Annotated in this window: 13 protein-coding genes and 1 tRNA gene; 2 read left to right on the top strand and 12 right to left on the bottom strand. The window is 50.6% G+C overall.

The features are described 5' to 3' along the window. Nucleotides 1–2 precede the first annotated feature (2 nt). From ACO6V1_RS09550 to ACO6V1_RS09500, 11 genes are all read right to left on the bottom strand, one after another. Nucleotides 3–629, bottom strand: coding sequence for a V-type ATP synthase subunit D (locus tag ACO6V1_RS09550; RefSeq protein ID WP_163369725.1), 627 nt, complete (start codon nucleotides 627–629; stop codon nucleotides 3–5). Between the two features lie 5 nt (nucleotides 630–634). After that, nucleotides 635–2038: a V-type ATP synthase subunit B gene (locus tag ACO6V1_RS09545; RefSeq protein WP_422466662.1), complete on the bottom strand. Its 1404-nt coding sequence runs from the start codon at nucleotides 2036–2038 to the stop codon at nucleotides 635–637. A gap of 412 nt (nucleotides 2039–2450) precedes the next feature. After that, entirely contained in the window at nucleotides 2451–3458 is a 1008-nt protein-coding gene (argF, locus tag ACO6V1_RS09540) for an ornithine carbamoyltransferase (protein ID WP_422450563.1), read from the bottom strand. A gap of 260 nt (nucleotides 3459–3718) precedes the next feature. Beyond that, the gene (locus tag ACO6V1_RS09535; RefSeq protein WP_422450304.1) at nucleotides 3719–5509 is read right to left on the bottom strand and encodes a hypothetical protein; all 1791 of its coding nucleotides are present in this window, start codon (nucleotides 5507–5509) and stop codon (nucleotides 3719–3721) included. A gap of 246 nt (nucleotides 5510–5755) precedes the next feature. Continuing rightward, nucleotides 5756–6526, bottom strand: a complete 771-nt coding sequence (locus tag ACO6V1_RS09530) for a PepSY domain-containing protein (RefSeq protein WP_422450303.1) — start codon at nucleotides 6524–6526, stop codon at nucleotides 5756–5758. Between the two features lie 80 nt (nucleotides 6527–6606). Beyond that, nucleotides 6607–7557: a biotin-dependent carboxyltransferase family protein gene (locus tag ACO6V1_RS09525; RefSeq protein WP_422466660.1), complete on the bottom strand. Its 951-nt coding sequence runs from the start codon at nucleotides 7555–7557 to the stop codon at nucleotides 6607–6609. Further along, complete coding sequence (gene pxpB / locus ACO6V1_RS09520; RefSeq protein ID WP_422450301.1) at nucleotides 7524–8252, bottom strand: 5-oxoprolinase subunit PxpB; 729 nt, start codon at nucleotides 8250–8252, stop codon at nucleotides 7524–7526. The genes ACO6V1_RS09525 and pxpB overlap by 34 nt, the downstream gene beginning before the upstream one ends. Next, nucleotides 8249–8992: a 5-oxoprolinase subunit PxpA gene (locus tag ACO6V1_RS09515; protein ID WP_422450300.1), complete on the bottom strand. Its 744-nt coding sequence runs from the start codon at nucleotides 8990–8992 to the stop codon at nucleotides 8249–8251. Before ACO6V1_RS09515 ends, pxpB begins: the two co-directional genes overlap by 4 nt. Before the next feature lie 4 nt (nucleotides 8993–8996). Continuing rightward, entirely contained in the window at nucleotides 8997–10247 is a 1251-nt protein-coding gene (locus tag ACO6V1_RS09510) for a valine--pyruvate transaminase (RefSeq protein ID WP_163369720.1), read from the bottom strand. A 130-nt stretch (nucleotides 10248–10377) separates the two neighbouring features. Then, nucleotides 10378–11343 carry a P1 family peptidase gene (locus tag ACO6V1_RS09505; RefSeq protein WP_422461603.1) on the bottom strand — a complete coding sequence of 322 codons (966 nt, stop codon included), beginning with the start codon at nucleotides 11341–11343 and terminating at the stop codon, nucleotides 10378–10380. A 284-nt stretch (nucleotides 11344–11627) separates the two neighbouring features. Then, nucleotides 11628–11703 (bottom strand) — tRNA-Glu (locus ACO6V1_RS09500). 152 nt (nucleotides 11704–11855) lie between these two features. On the opposite strand from ACO6V1_RS09500, the gene ACO6V1_RS09495 reads away from it, so the two are divergent. Beyond that, nucleotides 11856–14192 (top strand): ATP-binding protein, encoded by a 2337-nt coding sequence (locus ACO6V1_RS09495; protein WP_422450298.1) that lies wholly within the window; start codon nucleotides 11856–11858, stop codon nucleotides 14190–14192. Here the strand turns inward: ACO6V1_RS09495 and ACO6V1_RS09490 are convergent, their stop codons facing one another. After that, complete coding sequence (locus ACO6V1_RS09490) at nucleotides 14193–15635, bottom strand: adenylate/guanylate cyclase domain-containing protein (RefSeq protein ID WP_422450297.1); 1443 nt, start codon at nucleotides 15633–15635, stop codon at nucleotides 14193–14195. A 110-nt stretch (nucleotides 15636–15745) separates the two neighbouring features. Between ACO6V1_RS09490 and ACO6V1_RS09485 the strand changes: the two genes are divergently transcribed. After that, nucleotides 15746–16312, top strand: coding sequence for a nitroreductase family protein (locus tag ACO6V1_RS09485; RefSeq protein WP_422450296.1), 567 nt, complete (start codon nucleotides 15746–15748; stop codon nucleotides 16310–16312). Nucleotides 16313–16381: the final 69 nt, after the last annotated feature.

Raw genomic sequence — 16381 nt, 5'->3', positions numbered from 1 at the left:
TATCAGCCCACCTGCGAATGACCTCCTTTGGCTTCCTGGGCCAGAACCTTGCCCTTGGAGAGCTTGGCGTTCATGACGCTGGCCCGGTCCTGGTCAGACATATAGATCTGGATTTTCTGGATGTTCTTTCTGGTCTGGGGAATCAGCACCTTGGAGAACAGGTTAACCCGCTGGGAGGTGGTACGTGTCGCCTTGTCCAGCTCCCTGTGGCGCAGCTGACGAACCTGGAGTTCTATTCTCAGGCGAATCATCTGCTGCAGAAGCTCAACCAGGTAATCAACCCAGTGGGGTTTGGCCAGATCACTGTAGGGTGTCAGCGCAATTTCAATGTGCTCGACCAGAGGAACCGATGTACCGACAATATTTTCCTGGGTCAGGCGCACATCCGTTACCTTCACCAGGTTATCCACCGGAACATCCTGTCTTGCCAGCATTGGCAGCTGCTGTCTGACCAGCTGCTCTACCTCCGCCAGATGTTCCCGTGTCTGTGCCAGCGCCTCTTCGGCCTTTTTACGTTCCATCATCAGCTGCTGACGCTTGAGTTCAAGCGCCGGCAGATAACGGTTGTACGTCTTTAAACTGCGCTTCTCTTTGTTTAATGAACTTTTGTTGAGAGCTACCTTGGCCATGATAATTACGCCTCAGCTGCAGCTTCAGAAGCTTCCTCAGCTCTGTGTGAATCACTCTCTGAAGAAAGCTGCTCCGGGTTGGGCCAGTATTTTTCCAGCAGACTCTGTTTCATCAGGGTCTCTTCCGGTCCAAAGCATTCAGCCATGGTCTCCCAGCACTTATCCAGCGCCTCTTCCAGGGACATGGCAGCGTCCAGAGACATAAAGCGTCTTTTGAACAGCTTGCCGAACTTGATGGTTTTCAAGTCATAGCTTGACAGTTCAAAGGCCATGGCCTGTTTCTGGGCGGCGTTCACCGAGTCTGAGTAGAAGCGGATCATGGTGTTCATGATGGCGGGATGGTCTTCGCGGGTTTCTTTACCCTGAACCATCTGCTTCAAACGGGACAGAGAACCAAATGGATCCAGATGCCCTTCATGCAGGTAGAACTGACCTTCGGTGATATAACCGGTGTTATCCGGAACCGGGTGGGTCACGTCATTGCCCGGCATGGTGGTCACCGCCAGAATGGTGACAGAGCCGGCACCTTTGTAGTCACAGGCTTTTTCGTAACGACGTGCCAGCTGAGAGTACAGATCCCCCATATAACCACGGTTGGCAGGGATCTTGTCCATGGCCACACCGATCTCTTTCATGGCGTCGGCGTAAGAGGTCATGTCGGTGAGCAGAACCAGCACCTTTTTGGACTCTTCGACGGCGAAGTGTTCCGCCACCGCCAGCGCCATATCCGGCGTTAGCAGACGTTCAACCGTCGGGTCAGACGCCAGGTTGGTGAACATAATGGTACGGGCAGAGACACCGGCTTCTTCAAAGGTAGTGCGGAAGAAGTGGTAATCATCGAAGATCAGGCCCATGCCGCCAAACACCACGACATCCGCCTCTGCCTGAATGGCAATACGGGCCAGGAAGCGGTTGTAAGGTTCACCGGCGACGGAGAAGATAGGAATTTTCTGGGACTCAACAAGGGTGTTGAAGACATCGATCATGGGCACATTGGTACGTACCATGCGGGAAGCCAGTACACGACGAACCGGGTTTACCGAAGGTCCGTCGATCTCCACCCTGGGATCCTGTTCCAGGGCAGGCCCGCCATCAATGGGCTCACCGGCACCGTTGAAGATTCGCCCAAGAATATTGGGGGAGTAGGTGGTCTTCATGGGCTGGCCCAGGAAGCAGACCGACGCACCGGTGGAGAGGCCCTTGGTGCCGGCAAAAACCTGGAGAGAAACCTCTTCATGGTCAATCTTGATGATCTGCGCCATGGAGTAAGTCTGTCCATCCTGCTCAATCAACGCCAGATCACCATAGTTGGCCTGGGCATTACCCTCAGCCAGGTTAGGAACGTGGACGCGAATGAGGTCACCAACGATGCTGAGAATATTGGTGTATCGCAATAGGCTCTGGGGCATTACTGCTCCTCTATACTGCTGGGAAAAAAGAGAATGGACATGGGCTCAGGAGATCATCAGTCATGCAGGTAACGCTGAGTAAGTGCGATACGCCTCATTGCACACAACATAAGCCAATTGTCGTATGTTTAAGCTAATAAGCCCAAACACTGATCTGTACTGCTGGCTCTATCCAAGCCTCCTGTAAAACAACTTTTTCGCCTCATTAACACAGTCAACTCAGTACTTTCACAGGGAAAGTACTGAGGAACCATTTCGGGTAACGAATGGAAAACGCCAGATTAAACATCTAATAGAGTAGACAATTCTACGGGTTTCGCAGAGTTCCGCCTGAGCAGCAGGTCAGACTTATTGCTTCGTGTCATTCCGGAAGGTAGCCGTCATTGACACGGACTACCGACACTCCATGAGGCTAACGACTGTTACCCAATGTTTCCACCATCACAGCCTTGATGGTATGCATCCGGTTTTCTGCCTGATCAAAGACAATGGAGGCGTCAGACTCGAACACATCCTCAGTGACTTCCAGGCCGTTCATACCAAATTTGTCAGCGACTTCTTTGCCAATCACCGTGTCATCGTTGTGAAAGGCTGGCAGGCAGTGCAGGAAACGGACATTGGCATTGCCTGTTTTTTGCAGCACTGCCTGATTCACCTGATAGGGTTTCATAAGCTTGACCCTTTCATCCCAGGCTTCCATCGGTTCACCCATGGAAACCCAGACGTCGGTGTACAGGAAATCACAACCCGCCACCGCTTCATCCACCGACTCACTGATGGTAATCTTTGCCCCGGTTTCCCGGGCAATTTCCCGACATTGCTCGATAAGCTCAGGGGCAGGGAAGAATTCTGCCGGGGCAGCAATTCTGAAATCCACCCCCATCTTCGCAGAACCCACCATCAGCGAATTAGCCACGTTGTTGCGCCCATCACCGAGATAGCAGAGTTTCATCTCACCCAGTGAACGACCATTGCCGTGTTCCTGCATGGTCAGAAAATCCGCCAGCACCTGGGTTGGATGCCAGTCATCGGTCAGACCGTTCCATACCGGAACCCCTGAATAAGCCGCCAGATCTTCAACGTGCTGCTGCAGATGACCACGAAATTCAATGCCGTCGTACATACGCCCCAGTACCCGGGCAGTATCTTTCACCGTCTCTTTGGCCCCCATTTGCGAGCCACCACCGATATAGGTGACATTGGCTCCCTGATCAAAACAGGCCACCTCAAAGGCACATCGGGTTCGGGTCGAGGCCTTTTCAAAAATCAGGGCAATATTTCGCCCGGTTAAATACTGCTCCTCAGTACCGGATCGCTTTGCCGCTTTCAGCTGTGCTGCACGCTCCAGCAAGTGGCTGATCTCCATTGGGGAGAAGTCCAGTAGCTTGAGAAAATGACGGTTCTGCAAATTCTTCTCGATATCAACAGTCACAACAGTCATATACAGTTTCCTGTGTCAGGTCATTTGTTGTTCTTTACTTACCCAATCCAGCGATCTTTAAGTAGAAAGTGACAATGTCATTACTGCCTACGGTCAGGATTCAGGGAGTCACATCATCCATAGACCGGTTATTTCTGTCCAGCTCCGAATCGAACTTCACTCGGGCATAGACTAGCGCCGGACGATACGGAAGACATTACGTAAAAATACGTTTCCAGACTTTATCCCGCTCCAGGAGGCTATTCAGCGAGACTTTTTTTGGTTTGGATCGGCGCATAAGAGATAATATTTGCCTTCAGGATTTGACAGCCGCTCATAAACACCTGACAGAAGTCACAGATATCATCAATGCTGGACGAACACTGGACAGACACCGACCTGTTTTTCATATTCACCAGGTAGAGTCTGTCGGTATCCAGGACCAGCACCAGAATCTCTTCTCGCAAAGTGGATACCTCTGGCTCAAGCTCAACAAGTATATAGTCCGTTTTGCTAGTTGCTCGCTGGTTATACATCTCTATCAAGACATCGGCTAAATCGTTCTGCAAATTGATCATTTGTCTATTCAGCTCAACATCTATCCCGGGCAGCCCGGGCATCTGCGTGGCAGGCATGTCAAAAATGAGATGTACCCCTCGCTCCTTGCGATAACCAAGCCCCAATATATGGTCAATCACATTTTTGACGGTCAGTTGAGAGTCGCGCAGATTGCCCTCAATCATGTTATTCAGCAGGGTAACCTTTTCAGCATCCTCTTTGCGGATACGCTGCAAGCCAAGACTCTGGGCGGCATAAAGCAGAATCCTCCTGTTATTTTTTGACGGATCCCCCAGTCCGAAATCCCTCGGCGGGTACTGCTGCACAAACGCCTTGACATCGATTTTATCCAGACCTTCGGCATCAGACTCTCCCTTTTTGGTCGGACGAACAAATATAGCCTGGGTTGCCTCACTGACCAGCATAAGAAACTGGAGGTATTTCACTAACTGGGTACCACTGGCAAAACTCCAATAAACCAGGCGCCCAAGGGCACGGCTCGGTACCGGCTCACCGATAGTAAATAGAAATATCAGATGAGGTTCAGTCGGGTGACGAAAAATTCGCACCACTGGTGAGACCGGTTCCGGGCAACCCGTTACCGGATTCTGCCGTGAGCAGGCGAAGGTAACAAAGAACCGGTGTTCCGGTGCCAGCTGATCAAGATGTTGCTGCATAGCGGTAAAGAACGCACGGGCACCACCGGACTTGTCAATATTCATCTGTTTGCCGCAAAGATGATCTTCTTTATCACACATTTGCTGCCATCTGGGCACCACACCGACATCCATCATCTGTCTAAGAAAGCTATACCCTCTTTGCATTGCCAGAGACTGCAGCTCGACTGGCATCCACAGTTGCCCCAAAAGCCGCTCAAATGTCTTGGTCATACTGACCATATTCAGCTTCAGTGAGGGGCGAACGATCGTTTGGGCAACTGTCGGCAGAGCAGGATGAAGATGAGGAGCCCCGGGCGGTACCAGTTCCTGAGCGACCAAATTTTGCTGTACGAAAATACCTGGCTGAGCAAGAGCTCTTTCGGCCTCCTCTACATCGACAACTTGCTGGTTGCGGGTCCCTGATAGCCCAGTTGGTCCTGAAACTGCACCAATCGCTCCAGCTTGTTCACTGACTGCTTCACTATCGAAGGCCTGGATCGGTGCACAGCTACCAGCGGCCGACGCTGGCTCAAAAAGACTCCAGTCGTACTTCTTCACCTCTTCGGCAAAATCAGTATCTCTGGTAAACTCAACAGGTGTTTTTTTACAGACTGAACACTGAGCAACCTCCCGGGTCATCACGACAGTACAGCCATAGTGGTAGTTATGTTCGCAACAACGGGAAGCCATAAAGGGAGGACGCTCAATATACTCTGCACACAGACCACAAAACCGACGCTCGATAATCTCGTTAGTTAGCGGTTGCAACTCTCTGGCCAGGCTGCTTGCACCAAGGCCTGGGATATTTGATAACTGGGCACGGCTTGGATCCACAAAGACTCTCCTCAGTAAACTGTCATCAAGTCTAGCCCGGATATTTCATAAACTGCCCCGATTCTCGCACACAACCACATGGATGTAGGAGATAGGGCGACGCTGGATGCTAAAGCCGAGGACTTTGTCGCTTGTCGCTCTAAGGGATTTTGTGAGGGAGCGCCGTACCGGGGAGTACGGTCGACTGAGCAAAACTCCCTTAGAGCGACAAAGGACAAGCGAGAGCACGTTTATGAAATATCCGGGCTAGATCCATCCGAGCGGCGTAATTCTGTCTTCTATCACTTCCCCGTTAACCGCATTTACCACCATCTTATGTCTTATATGATTGTCATCCAGAAAAATGATTTCCCTGACATTCATATTGTTTTTGACACCGCTTCGGGTTCTCAGCACAACCATCCCACGGTATTTTTTCCGTGCATTTTTGATAATCTGCTCAAGGGATATCCGCTTGCCATCCGGTTTCAGGTCATACGTTACGTCTGTGATCACTCTGCCGGTATAAGCGTCCATCGTTAACTGGCGACGCTTCACTTTAAACTGTTTGTCAGCCAGCTCTATAACATAGACCATATTGCCACCCTGTCTCTCCAGCCAGGTTCGAATTCTATTTGCTCCGGGGTACTTACTTTCCACCTTTGACAAGATCTCTTCCATTGGCATGGGTACCTGCATGGGGGCATGATCTATCTGCTTGCCACTGAAAGCACCATAAACAACGCGCTCCAACTGGTTATTGGCATCAATAAAGTCGATAACAAACACTTTCTGATGCTCTTCTTCCTGCAACCGGGCTGAGTATACAACCACGTCAGAAGCCTTGATCCCGAATGTATGTCGGGTTCTGGCTATCAGCTGGTCAAGGGGCACGATAGATCTGAGCTTGCCAGGCTGTTCAAGGTATGCAGGTGTTGCAGGCACAGTACTGTCCGCAGCAAAAACCGCAGATAAAGACAAAGCTGCGCCCGCCAATACGCCTGAAATCATCTGCACAGGGAAACTGAACACATTCATCGAGTCACGCCTCTTTTCAGACAACTGTAGAATTGTTTTGCCATAACGCAAGCAGCAATACCTGACGGGAAAACGGAAGGTTACAGATTAAAGAAGGAGTAGAAGCTTTTTAATTTTTGTCCTGCTGCCTGAAAAGATATCGGCTGAAAGCGTATCGGGGTTCCGGGCATTGCCTGTGCCAGCCTATTCAAATCCAACTGGGCAACACAGCCGAACTTGGGGTAGCCACCCAGTGTCTGGTGGTCGCGCATCAGAATAATTGGCTGACCATTTTCAGCTATCTGAACAGCCCCCAGGGCGATGCCTTCAGAAATCACCCCGCTGAAGGGGGGCGTAATTTGAGCCCCTGCCAATCGATACCCCATACGATCGCTATTGGGAGAAAGCGTGAATTGGGTCTGATAGAGACTTTTCCGGCTCTGTACAGAAAATGCCCGGGCCTGATACGACTCCATCAGATTAAGGCTCAGTGGCCCGACATATTCCGGGATATACCGGGCTGGTACCATGCGGTTTATGCCGGGTTTAACTACCTCTCTGGAAACGGTCTCAAGATAATCCCCCGGCGTTATCAGACTACCACTGTCTTCCTTCCCAATTCTGGCCCCTAACCCGCCAATACCATCCCTGACCACGGTCGCCACACTGCCAAAGACGGCGGGTGCAGCAAAACCGCTGGGAATGGCCAGATAGGCTCTCAGCCCTTTTTTGGGAAACTGAAATGATAAGGTATCGCCTTTATTCAGATGCAGGGTCCGCCACCCTTCCACAGCCTGACTATTGACTCTGGCTCCCAGATCAGCCCCGGTTAACGCCAGCGTGATGGCTTGATGCGCTAAAAACCTTGCCTGTCCACCGGTTATCTCCAACTGGGAACAGAACATAGGGTTTCCCAGAAGATAATTTGCCCAGCAATAAGCATGTAAATCCATAGGGCCACCCTGGGCCAGGCCCTGGTACCCCACTCCCGTTCGACCAGTATCCTGAAGCTGCGTCATCATCCCCGGGTCCAGGACTTCCAGTGCGACCACAAAGTACCTCCAAGCGCAAAAAACTCATCCCGTGATATAGGCTGGAACTGCACAGACAAACCCACAGAGAAAGGTGACATGGGTGTTTTGTCAAAATCAATCAAAGAAACCGGACAATTCCCAATTATCTGCCAACCGCCGGGGGAGTCGGATGGATAGACAGCGGTTTGCTGGTCAGCAATCCCGACACTGCCTGCTGGCAGCATTTTTCGGGGCTCGGACTTTCTTGGCGTGGCAATCGCGAAGTCAACTGCCCCCAGGAAAGCAAAACCAGGGCTAAAGCCGATAGCACAAACGACATAAGTCGACTTACTGTGAATCTGGATAACATCTGCCACTGTGCGGTTATGAAACTGTGCAACCTCCGGTAAATCCGGCCCCGTCTCCAGGCTGTAATAAACGGGCAAGGTGATTATCTTGCTGGCCTTCCGGGCACGATCATCTTTATCATTAGACAGAAAAAAAGCATCAACCAGCCCCTGCAGCCGACTTTTTAACGCGATAAAATCCGTTTTCAGCGGGTGGTACTGAATATAGATGGTCGTATAAGAAGGGATAACTTCAATAAGCTCTGACGAACAGCTATCTCTGATATGGTCAGCCAGAGTGCCTGTTTTTATTGCCAGCTGAGTATCAATATGATCACCCAACCGTATGATCAACGCTGATTCTGACACAGGCTGGATATCCATCATGACGCAGCGTCTGGCGACTTTACAATCTGATGAATCTGCTGGATCAGCGCTATGGCGTCAGGATTATCACCATGAACACACAGACTATCGGCGTTCAGCTTCAGCCGCTTTCCGCTGATGGTGCTCACTTCCCCCGAGAGCAAGCCTCTCACCTGCTTAAGAATCGTGGCTGAATCCCGGTGAACAGCCCCTGGCAAGGTTCTTGACACCAGCAGGCCATGATCGTCATAAGCCCTGTCTGCATAGGCTTCATAAATCAGTGGTACTGAATACCTGTCAGCTGTCTTTTTTTGCAACGCATTATTGCTCAGTGCCTGAATCATAAGCGCTGGTTTGATCTCCATATTTGCCGCGGCAATCACAATGGCTTCAAACACATCCGGGTCATTCATCATCCCATGGTAAAGGGCACCATGGGGTTTAATGTACTTTACCCGGGTGCCATGCTGCTGACAGATAGCATCCAGTGCGCCAACCTGGTAAGCCACAAGGGCGGTGATACTTTCAGGGCTGTGAGGAATGGGGCGACGACCAAACCCGGCCTTGTCATGATATCCGGGGTGAGCACCAACCGTGACACCGCACTCCACCGCCTGTTGCACAGTGTCACTCATGGTATCGGGGTCAGAAGCGTGAAAGCCGCAGGCAATATTAGCCATATCAATCCATGGCATCACTGCCTGGTCATTGCCCATTTGCCAGGGGCCAAAACTCTCCCCCATATCACAATTCAGCTGCACGTGTTTACCTGTAAAGTTTGTGTACTTCTTCCGCCAGAATAGTCAGCCCCTGTTCAACGTCCTGATGATCACGGGTATACGTCAGCCTGAGGCATTCATGCTTATGAGGCCAGTCGTCGTCTATGCCCGGAAAGAAGTAATGCCCGGAAACCACCAGCACATTTCTTGCCTTCAGTCGTTCATACAATTCCAGGCTGGAGACAGGCAGGCCTTCAAACCATAACCAGAGGAACATTGCCCCTTCCGGTTTATGAACATGCCAGGGAATATCACCCAGTTTCTCTTTGAGGCAGTTCACAGCAAACTGAGCCTTCTCCTGATAGTAAGGTCGAATCACATTCTCACAAAGAGCGTTAATGCTGTCATCCCGGATCATATCCAGTGCCAGCAGGCTACCCGTACTGTTTGGTGCCAGATTCATAATGGCATTAATACCCGACAGTGCTCTGATAACCTGCTCATTGGCCACCACAATACCGGTTCTGACCGCCGGGAGCCCCAGTTTGGACAGGCTCAGGCAAAGAATGGTGTGTTCGTTCCAGCGGGGAGTCGCTTCGGTAAAGATCAACTTTGGAAACGGCGTGCCGTAGGCACCATCAATGATCATGGGAATATCATGTTGCAGGGCCAGACTGTCGAGCCGCTCAATTTCACTATCTGTCAGTACATTACCGGTTGGATTGGTAGGGCGTGACACACAAATGGCACCAATACTGTCATCAATCACCAGCTCCTGAAAATCCACCCGGTATTTGAAGGTATGCTGATCCAGATGCTCAATTTCAGGCTTATTGGCCGCAAAAAAATCATCACTCAGCCCGGCATCGGCATAACCGATGTATTCCGGTGCCAGCGGTAACTGGATACGCTTGTGCCCGCCATCCCCATAACGTCCGGCAAACATATTGAACAGCATAAAAAAAGCGGCCTGGCTGCCATTAGACAAGGCAATATTGTTTGCCGTCAGCTGCCAGCCAAACTGACGGTTAAGAAAAGCCGCCATCTCACGGACGAAGTCTTTTTCTCCCTGAGGAGGATCATAGGTACCCACCAGCCGGGTAAACTCCGCCTGACTCTCGGTAATTTGCCGCAGTCGCTGCCTGAATACAGCTTCCACTTCGGGGATATGGGCCGGATTACCGCCGCCCATCATAATCATATCTTTACCATCAGCAAGGGCATTACCCAGATCATCCATTAATGAAAGGATGCCGGAATGGCTGGTGAATTTTTCGCCAAAGGCAGAAAGCTTCATGCTTACCCCTGATTTATTCTGGTCATAGGATAGTAAAGGTGCTGTTATATAATGATGAACAGGAGCTGTCCACCATCCAGCCTGCCACGGGCCGGATATACGAGGCAGACTTATTACCAGAAAAGGATTATTATGCCCGTATATCGTGAATCGACGGTAAGCCACCCGCTGCCGATGCGGTGTTAACGGCACGATATATCGCCTGTTCCACAGCCTCCGCCCCCACAATACCCAAAACATTTACATCAGCATCCACTTCGCCGGTTGCTGCACTGAAAATGGTATCACCATCGTACATTGAGTGTGCAGGGCGAATGGCTCGCGACAAACCATCATGCCCCATTTGTGCCATCTTTAAAGCCTGGGCTTTGGTTAATTTCCCGTTAGTCACCACCACGCCGATAGTGGTATTTGCCCCGGGCAGTGCTTGAACGGCCTGGTCATTCATTAAGAGATCCATACCAGAAACAAACTGCTGTCCATCTTCGCTCCTGGTGCCGGCAATAAGCTTATCACCGGCAACAGCATCTCCCCAGGCATTGACAGCCACCACGGCACCGACAACCAACCCTCCTCTCAGCCTGATGGCGTAACAACCGATGCCACTTTTTGTCGCCCGGTCAAACCCGGCAACTTTACCAATTGATGCCCCGGTACCGGCACCGACATTACCTTCTCCAATGTCGCAGCGACTGGCCAACCTGGTGGCTTCATACCCCATTTGCTCACTGGGTCGGGCAGAGGCATCGCCGACCGACTGGTCAAATAGCACCGCACCGGTGACAACCGGAATCCTGACGAAGCCTGTGGGTAACCCAATGCCCTGCTCCTCCAGGTAACGACTGACCCCGTTCATACTTTCCAGACCAAGCGCACTGCCACCACAAAGCACAATGGCATGGACAGAATCCACCAGGTTTTCAGGCCTTAGCAACTCCGTCTCCCTGGTTCCGGGAGCGGCACCGCGCACATCAACACCCGCTGTCACGCCCTGATCAAAGCGCAGCACCGTCACTCCGGTCAACCTTTCGATATCTGATGCATGACCAATGGCCAGGCCGCTAATGGAAAAAAGCTCATGCCGCTGAGTAGTCATCTGCAGACCCTGTGACACGGATAATAAGTGGCTGGCCACCCAGAAGGCTGACCGTTTTTTCATTCGGCAACCGCAAAGATAGTCAAACAGACCAAAGCTTGCCCTGGTTTTGAAATGCATTCCTCATCATTGGAATTGATAGACCATGGAAGATATCGTTGAATACGATGCTGAACAGAAAGGTGCTGAAGAAAATTGAAATCCTGATCAAAAACAAGACGATTTTCTAGTAGATTAGCTTGCGGAGGAGGAGGCAGATAAAAGAGAAGTTTCAGGCAGGAAATTGGCGTCCCCTAGGGGACTCGAACCCCTGTTACCGCCGTGAAAGGGCGGTGTCCTAGGCCACTAGACGAAGGGGACGCAAACCTTCGTGCATTGCTGCAGCGGATGCGTATACTAATCATCACTTACCACAGAGTCAACCCCTCTTTATTTTTTCATCAATGGTTCTTGAAAAACAGCCATTTTAACGATTAGATGGGCCACTTATCGCCCGGGAAAGGCAGAGAAATATGAGGCTTAGGGACAGACTCTCTTTTAAGCAAGTCAAATACACAGTCAGCGTTGCATTTATTCTGGGATTGATTTTCAGTGTCTTCCAGGTAACTCACGATTATAAGACTCAGGACAAGAGCATCGATAGTGCCATTCAGGCTTATCTGGACATCAGCAAGGCACCCGCATCACGTATCGCCTACAACCTGGATGAAGAGCTGGCCATAGAGCTGGTGAATGGACTCATTGAGTCGCCGTTAATTCTCAGTGCAGCAATTATTGACACCGACAACCTGGTTCTGGCCAAAGCCGGAACCGCAAAAAATCCTGACGAACAAAGACAATTTACCGACCTCTTCTTTGGCACCACACGAACTTATCAGCAACAATTGTCAGTGCCTTACGACCTTGAAGAAGAGCTTGGTACTCTGACCATCACCGCTGACACGCGCCCTTCCGGTCAGGAGTTTCTGGATCGCTCAGTACTCACCCTGGTGTTTGGACTGGTCCGGACCTTGCTGCTGGCGCTGGCTCTGCAGGGCATGTTTTATCTGATGCTAACCAAACCACTCTTGAAACTGGCCCGTCACGTAAAGCAGGTTCGAACAGGCTGCGAACATAAAACACTGGCAATCTCCGGGAAACATCAAAAAGATGAAATAGGGCTCCTGACCAGCGCATTTAATGAGTTTCAGGATGATATTGAAAAACAGCTATATCATCTAAGTCTTGCCGAGAATGAGCTTAGAAAACATAGCCATGATCTTGAACTTCGCATTGCTGACAGGACGCAGGAACTGCTGGAAAACAATAACGCGCTATTCAAGGCCAATGCGGAACTTGAGAAAGCCCGGCAGGCCGCACTTCGTTCAGCCAGAATTCGTGGAGAACAGCTTTCTTACCTGAGCCATGAGATTTGCACGCCACTGAATGGCATTTTAGGCATGCTGGAGCTGACCATTAATGAAGAACTGACCGACAAACAATATGAGCGCCTCGATCTGGCTCGTCAGTCAGGCGTTCGACTGGTCCGACTGCTCAATAGCTTGCTCGACCTGGCCAGGCTGGAGTCCGGCAAAGTTGCCATTGAACATACTCATTTCAATTTGCGTGAAATCATTGAAGAATCGGTCGTGTTGTTGAGTCAGAAGAGCTACGAAAAAAATATTCCACTGACCTGTGATATTGACCCAACGCTGCCAACCACTCTGCTTGGTGATCCTACCCGCATCAGTCAGGTCATTAATAACCTTCTGGGTAATGCCATTAAATTCACCCATCAGGGTGAGATCAAACTATCACTGGACTCAAAACCGCTTAGCGAAAACCGTCTTGAACTGATCATTAACATTACCGATACCGGGATTGGCATCCCCAAAAAGGCCCTCGAAGCAATTTTCACCCCTTTTACCCAGGCCAGCAATGCGATCTATGACAGCTACGGGGGCTCCGGTATGGGGCTGGCACTGACCAAGGAGCTGGTGGAAGCAATGGATGGATCCATCAGGGTCATGTCCCGGGAAAAGCAGGGCAGTACTTTTTCGATAAAACTGCCCTTAACACAACCTGAACAGATAACCAGTGAAGCCACCATTACCCTGGAAAACCAGCCGGTATTACTGGCCTGTGAAGAATCCACACAGCAAATCTGTCACCGGTTGCTCAGCTACTGGAATGTACCCTGTCGTATTGTTGAGCCTGACGACAGCGGTCTGAACATTGATTACGACTCAACCGAATCGCTCATTATCACTGATCAACAATCCCTGGCCCTGAATATGGCTCAACACCGTCCTCAATGTAAAACGATCTTTATCAGCTATGAACAGCCCCGTGAAATGCCTGATAATCTGTTATGGCTCTCACTGCCGGTGACTCAGCAAAAGCTCTATAAAAAGTGTGCAGAAGTCATTGGCATTCCCGACAACCGGTCACCAGAAAGCATCAATCACCCACACAATGCAACGGACCATCAACAGCCAGCCTTCAGGAAGAAAAGGATCCTGGTAGTAGAAGACAATGTGATCAACCAGCTGGTGACTGAGGGTATGCTTGAACAGCTGGGGTACAATATAAACCTTGCCAACAACGGTCAGGATTGCATCACAGCTTGCACCACTGAAAAGTTTGACCTGATCCTGATGGACTGCAATATGCCCGTAATGGATGGCTACGCTGCAACAAAACAGCTGCGAAAAATGACGAATACCAGACAGACGCCCATCATCGCACTAACAGCAAACACACTGGAAGAGCACAAAGAACGATGCCGGGACGCAGGGATGAATGGCCACATTGCCAAGCCTTTCAATAAAAAAGCGTTAGATACATTACTGAACCGATGGCTTGAGTAATTACTTTACCAGGGTCTGGACAATTGTTTTTCGTCCCGGTTTTGCCGGGCTCGACAGATCATCTTTCAGTAACTTCTGTGTTGCCTCATCTAACGTCTGAATGATCTTTTTACGCTCGAACTCATCAATACTGTTGGTATCCAGACTGAAGGAAAAGCCTTTGCTGTCGAGTTCAAAATAACTTTTCTGCTGACCAAGATTGCGGCGCAGATCGATCACTTTATAAATAGGCACCGAACGACTGAAGCCTTTTACCTGTATCTCTCCCTTGGACTGACAAAGTACCACATCCTTAACCAGCGACCAGGTTTCATGGGACAGCAGAATCTGGTTGGGTTTTGCTGCGCTTTCCAGCCGACTGGCCAAATTCACCTCACGCCCCAGGAGGGTGTAATCCATACGGGACTCGGCACCGAAATTACCCACCGTACAGTAACCGGTATTGATGCCAATCCTGATTTGAAGTGGGTTCTCGACCCCTTTGGCGATCCATTGCTTGCGCAGTACTTGCATGTGTTTCTGCATTTCAATGGCCATTGAAACAGCGGCCAGGGCATCTTTTTGATAGCCCCGGGTTTTAGGGTCACCAAAGAAAATCATAATACTGTCACCGATAAATTTATCGATGGTTCCCCCATATTTCAGAGCAATACGGGACATGTCGTTCAGGTAAGTGTTCAGCAACTCTGTCAGCACCTCTGGCTCAAGTGCTTCGGCCAGATCAGTAAAGCCTTTGATATCGGAAAAGAAGACCGTCAGTTTTTTTCGCTGGCTCTCCAGTTTGGTATTGCGCTTACCGGAAAAAATGGATTCCCATACCTGGGGAGAAAGGTATTTGGCCAGACTGCTGGCAAGCCTGCTGTAACGTTGCCGCTGTTGCTGGGCACTGAGCTGAATAGCCTGAAAATGCTGCTCTCTGAGCCTGAGGACATAGGCACAGTAGGATATGAAAATAAGCATTCCAAGCAGACTGATAAACACTGCATCCTGCCCGGCTGAAATGGTGAAATCAGGTTCAATAAAGTGATGAATAGATATGGCAGCTGCTGCAGGGGGAATGATGATCATCAGCCCCCTCAGCCCTTGAAGGTAAATCGCCCAGCCTGTCAGCAGAGCCACCAGCAGCATGCCACTGACCATCGGGAAATCGGCAAGGGTGATTAAGGCTCCAACATTCAAAGAATCCAGTAAAAGGGTAACCAGAGGCTTTTTGTTGTCCACTGTCTTTTGATTGCTGGCGCGAAATACCACGTTGATCGCCAGGTTGGAAAGCCAGGGAAAAACCGATAAATAAGCGACAGCGCCCAGGAAAACAGAAGGAAGGTACTGGTTGGCCAGCCCGTAAACCATCACCGAGGCAGCGAGCCAATAGGCCAGGACTCTTGGAGAGAGCCGGGGAGCACGACTCTGGGGCGGAGATACAGTATTCTTATTGGATTGCATTAAAATTGGTTCATAGCCAGACCTGATAATACCGTCAGCAATTTGCTGTGGGCAGGTCATTCTAACATGCAGGAACGCTCAAATCTGTAATTGGTGGGAGTGAGTTATTGATGAATGGTATAGAGCTTTTGCTGGAAAGGGTATCGACCCCCATCCTGGAGGAACCAGCACCCAGCGATCAGCAACTGGATGTCATGTTCAAGGCAGCCCTGAGAGCCCCTGACCATGGCCGTATTCGCCCCTGGCGATTTTTAAAAATCAGTGGCCAGGCGCGGGAAGCGCTGGGTGAGCTGATGGCGCAGGCAGTCCTTGAGGATCAGCCTGACCTTTCAAAAGATGCGCTGGCACGTTTCAAAGGGATGCCGCTCCGAGCCCCTATGCTGGTACTGGCTATTTGCCCGGTTAAGCAGCATCCAAAGGTGCCGGAGATTGAACAGAAGATGTCACTGGCGGCCGCAGTTCATTCTCTGCTGCTGGCGGCCCATGCCCAGGGGGTCGGGGCAATGTGGCGAACCGGGGAGCTTTGTTACCACCCACGACTGGCAAAAGGGCTGGGTCTTGCCGACAACGAGCAGCTGATGGGTTTTATCTACCTTGGCAAGCCAGCTGGCGCTAAAAAGAAAGTGCCTGTATTGGATGTTAATGACTTTGTTTCCGAGTGGGTGACCAGTGCCTGATTGGGCAATAAAAAGCCCCGTTTTCAATGAAGTCTGACGTTGCTCAGGAGCCTGTCGGACTGAGAAGCC

Source organism: Endozoicomonas sp. ALC013, assembly GCF_049310205.1.
Taxonomy (GTDB): Bacteria; Pseudomonadota; Gammaproteobacteria; order Pseudomonadales; family Endozoicomonadaceae; genus Endozoicomonas.
This window is presented reverse-complemented; position numbering and strand designations above follow the sequence as displayed.

What these genes read in the sequence shown, in the direction of transcription:
- ACO6V1_RS09550 (WP_163369725.1), bottom strand. Translation starts at nt 629, where the DNA reads ATGGCCAAGGTAGCTCTCAACAAAAGTTCATTAAACAAAGAGAAGCGC.
- ACO6V1_RS09545 (WP_422466662.1), bottom strand. Translation starts at nt 2,038, where the DNA reads ATGCCCCAGAGCCTATTGCGATACACCAATATTCTCAGCATCGTTGGT.
- ACO6V1_RS09530 (WP_422450303.1), bottom strand. Translation starts at nt 6,526, where the DNA reads ATGAATGTGTTCAGTTTCCCTGTGCAGATGATTTCAGGCGTATTGGCG.
- pxpB (WP_422450301.1), bottom strand. Translation starts at nt 8,252, where the DNA reads ATGATGGATATCCAGCCTGTGTCAGAATCAGCGTTGATCATACGGTTG.
- ACO6V1_RS09510 (WP_163369720.1), bottom strand. Translation starts at nt 10,247, where the DNA reads ATGAAGCTTTCTGCCTTTGGCGAAAAATTCACCAGCCATTCCGGCATC.
- ACO6V1_RS09505 (WP_422461603.1), bottom strand. Translation starts at nt 11,343, where the DNA reads ATGACTACTCAGCGGCATGAGCTTTTTTCCATTAGCGGCCTGGCCATT.
- ACO6V1_RS09495 (WP_422450298.1), top strand. Translation starts at nt 11,856, where the DNA reads ATGAGGCTTAGGGACAGACTCTCTTTTAAGCAAGTCAAATACACAGTC.
- ACO6V1_RS09490 (WP_422450297.1), bottom strand. Translation starts at nt 15,635, where the DNA reads ATGCAATCCAATAAGAATACTGTATCTCCGCCCCAGAGTCGTGCTCCC.
- ACO6V1_RS09485 (WP_422450296.1), top strand. Translation starts at nt 15,746, where the DNA reads ATGAATGGTATAGAGCTTTTGCTGGAAAGGGTATCGACCCCCATCCTG.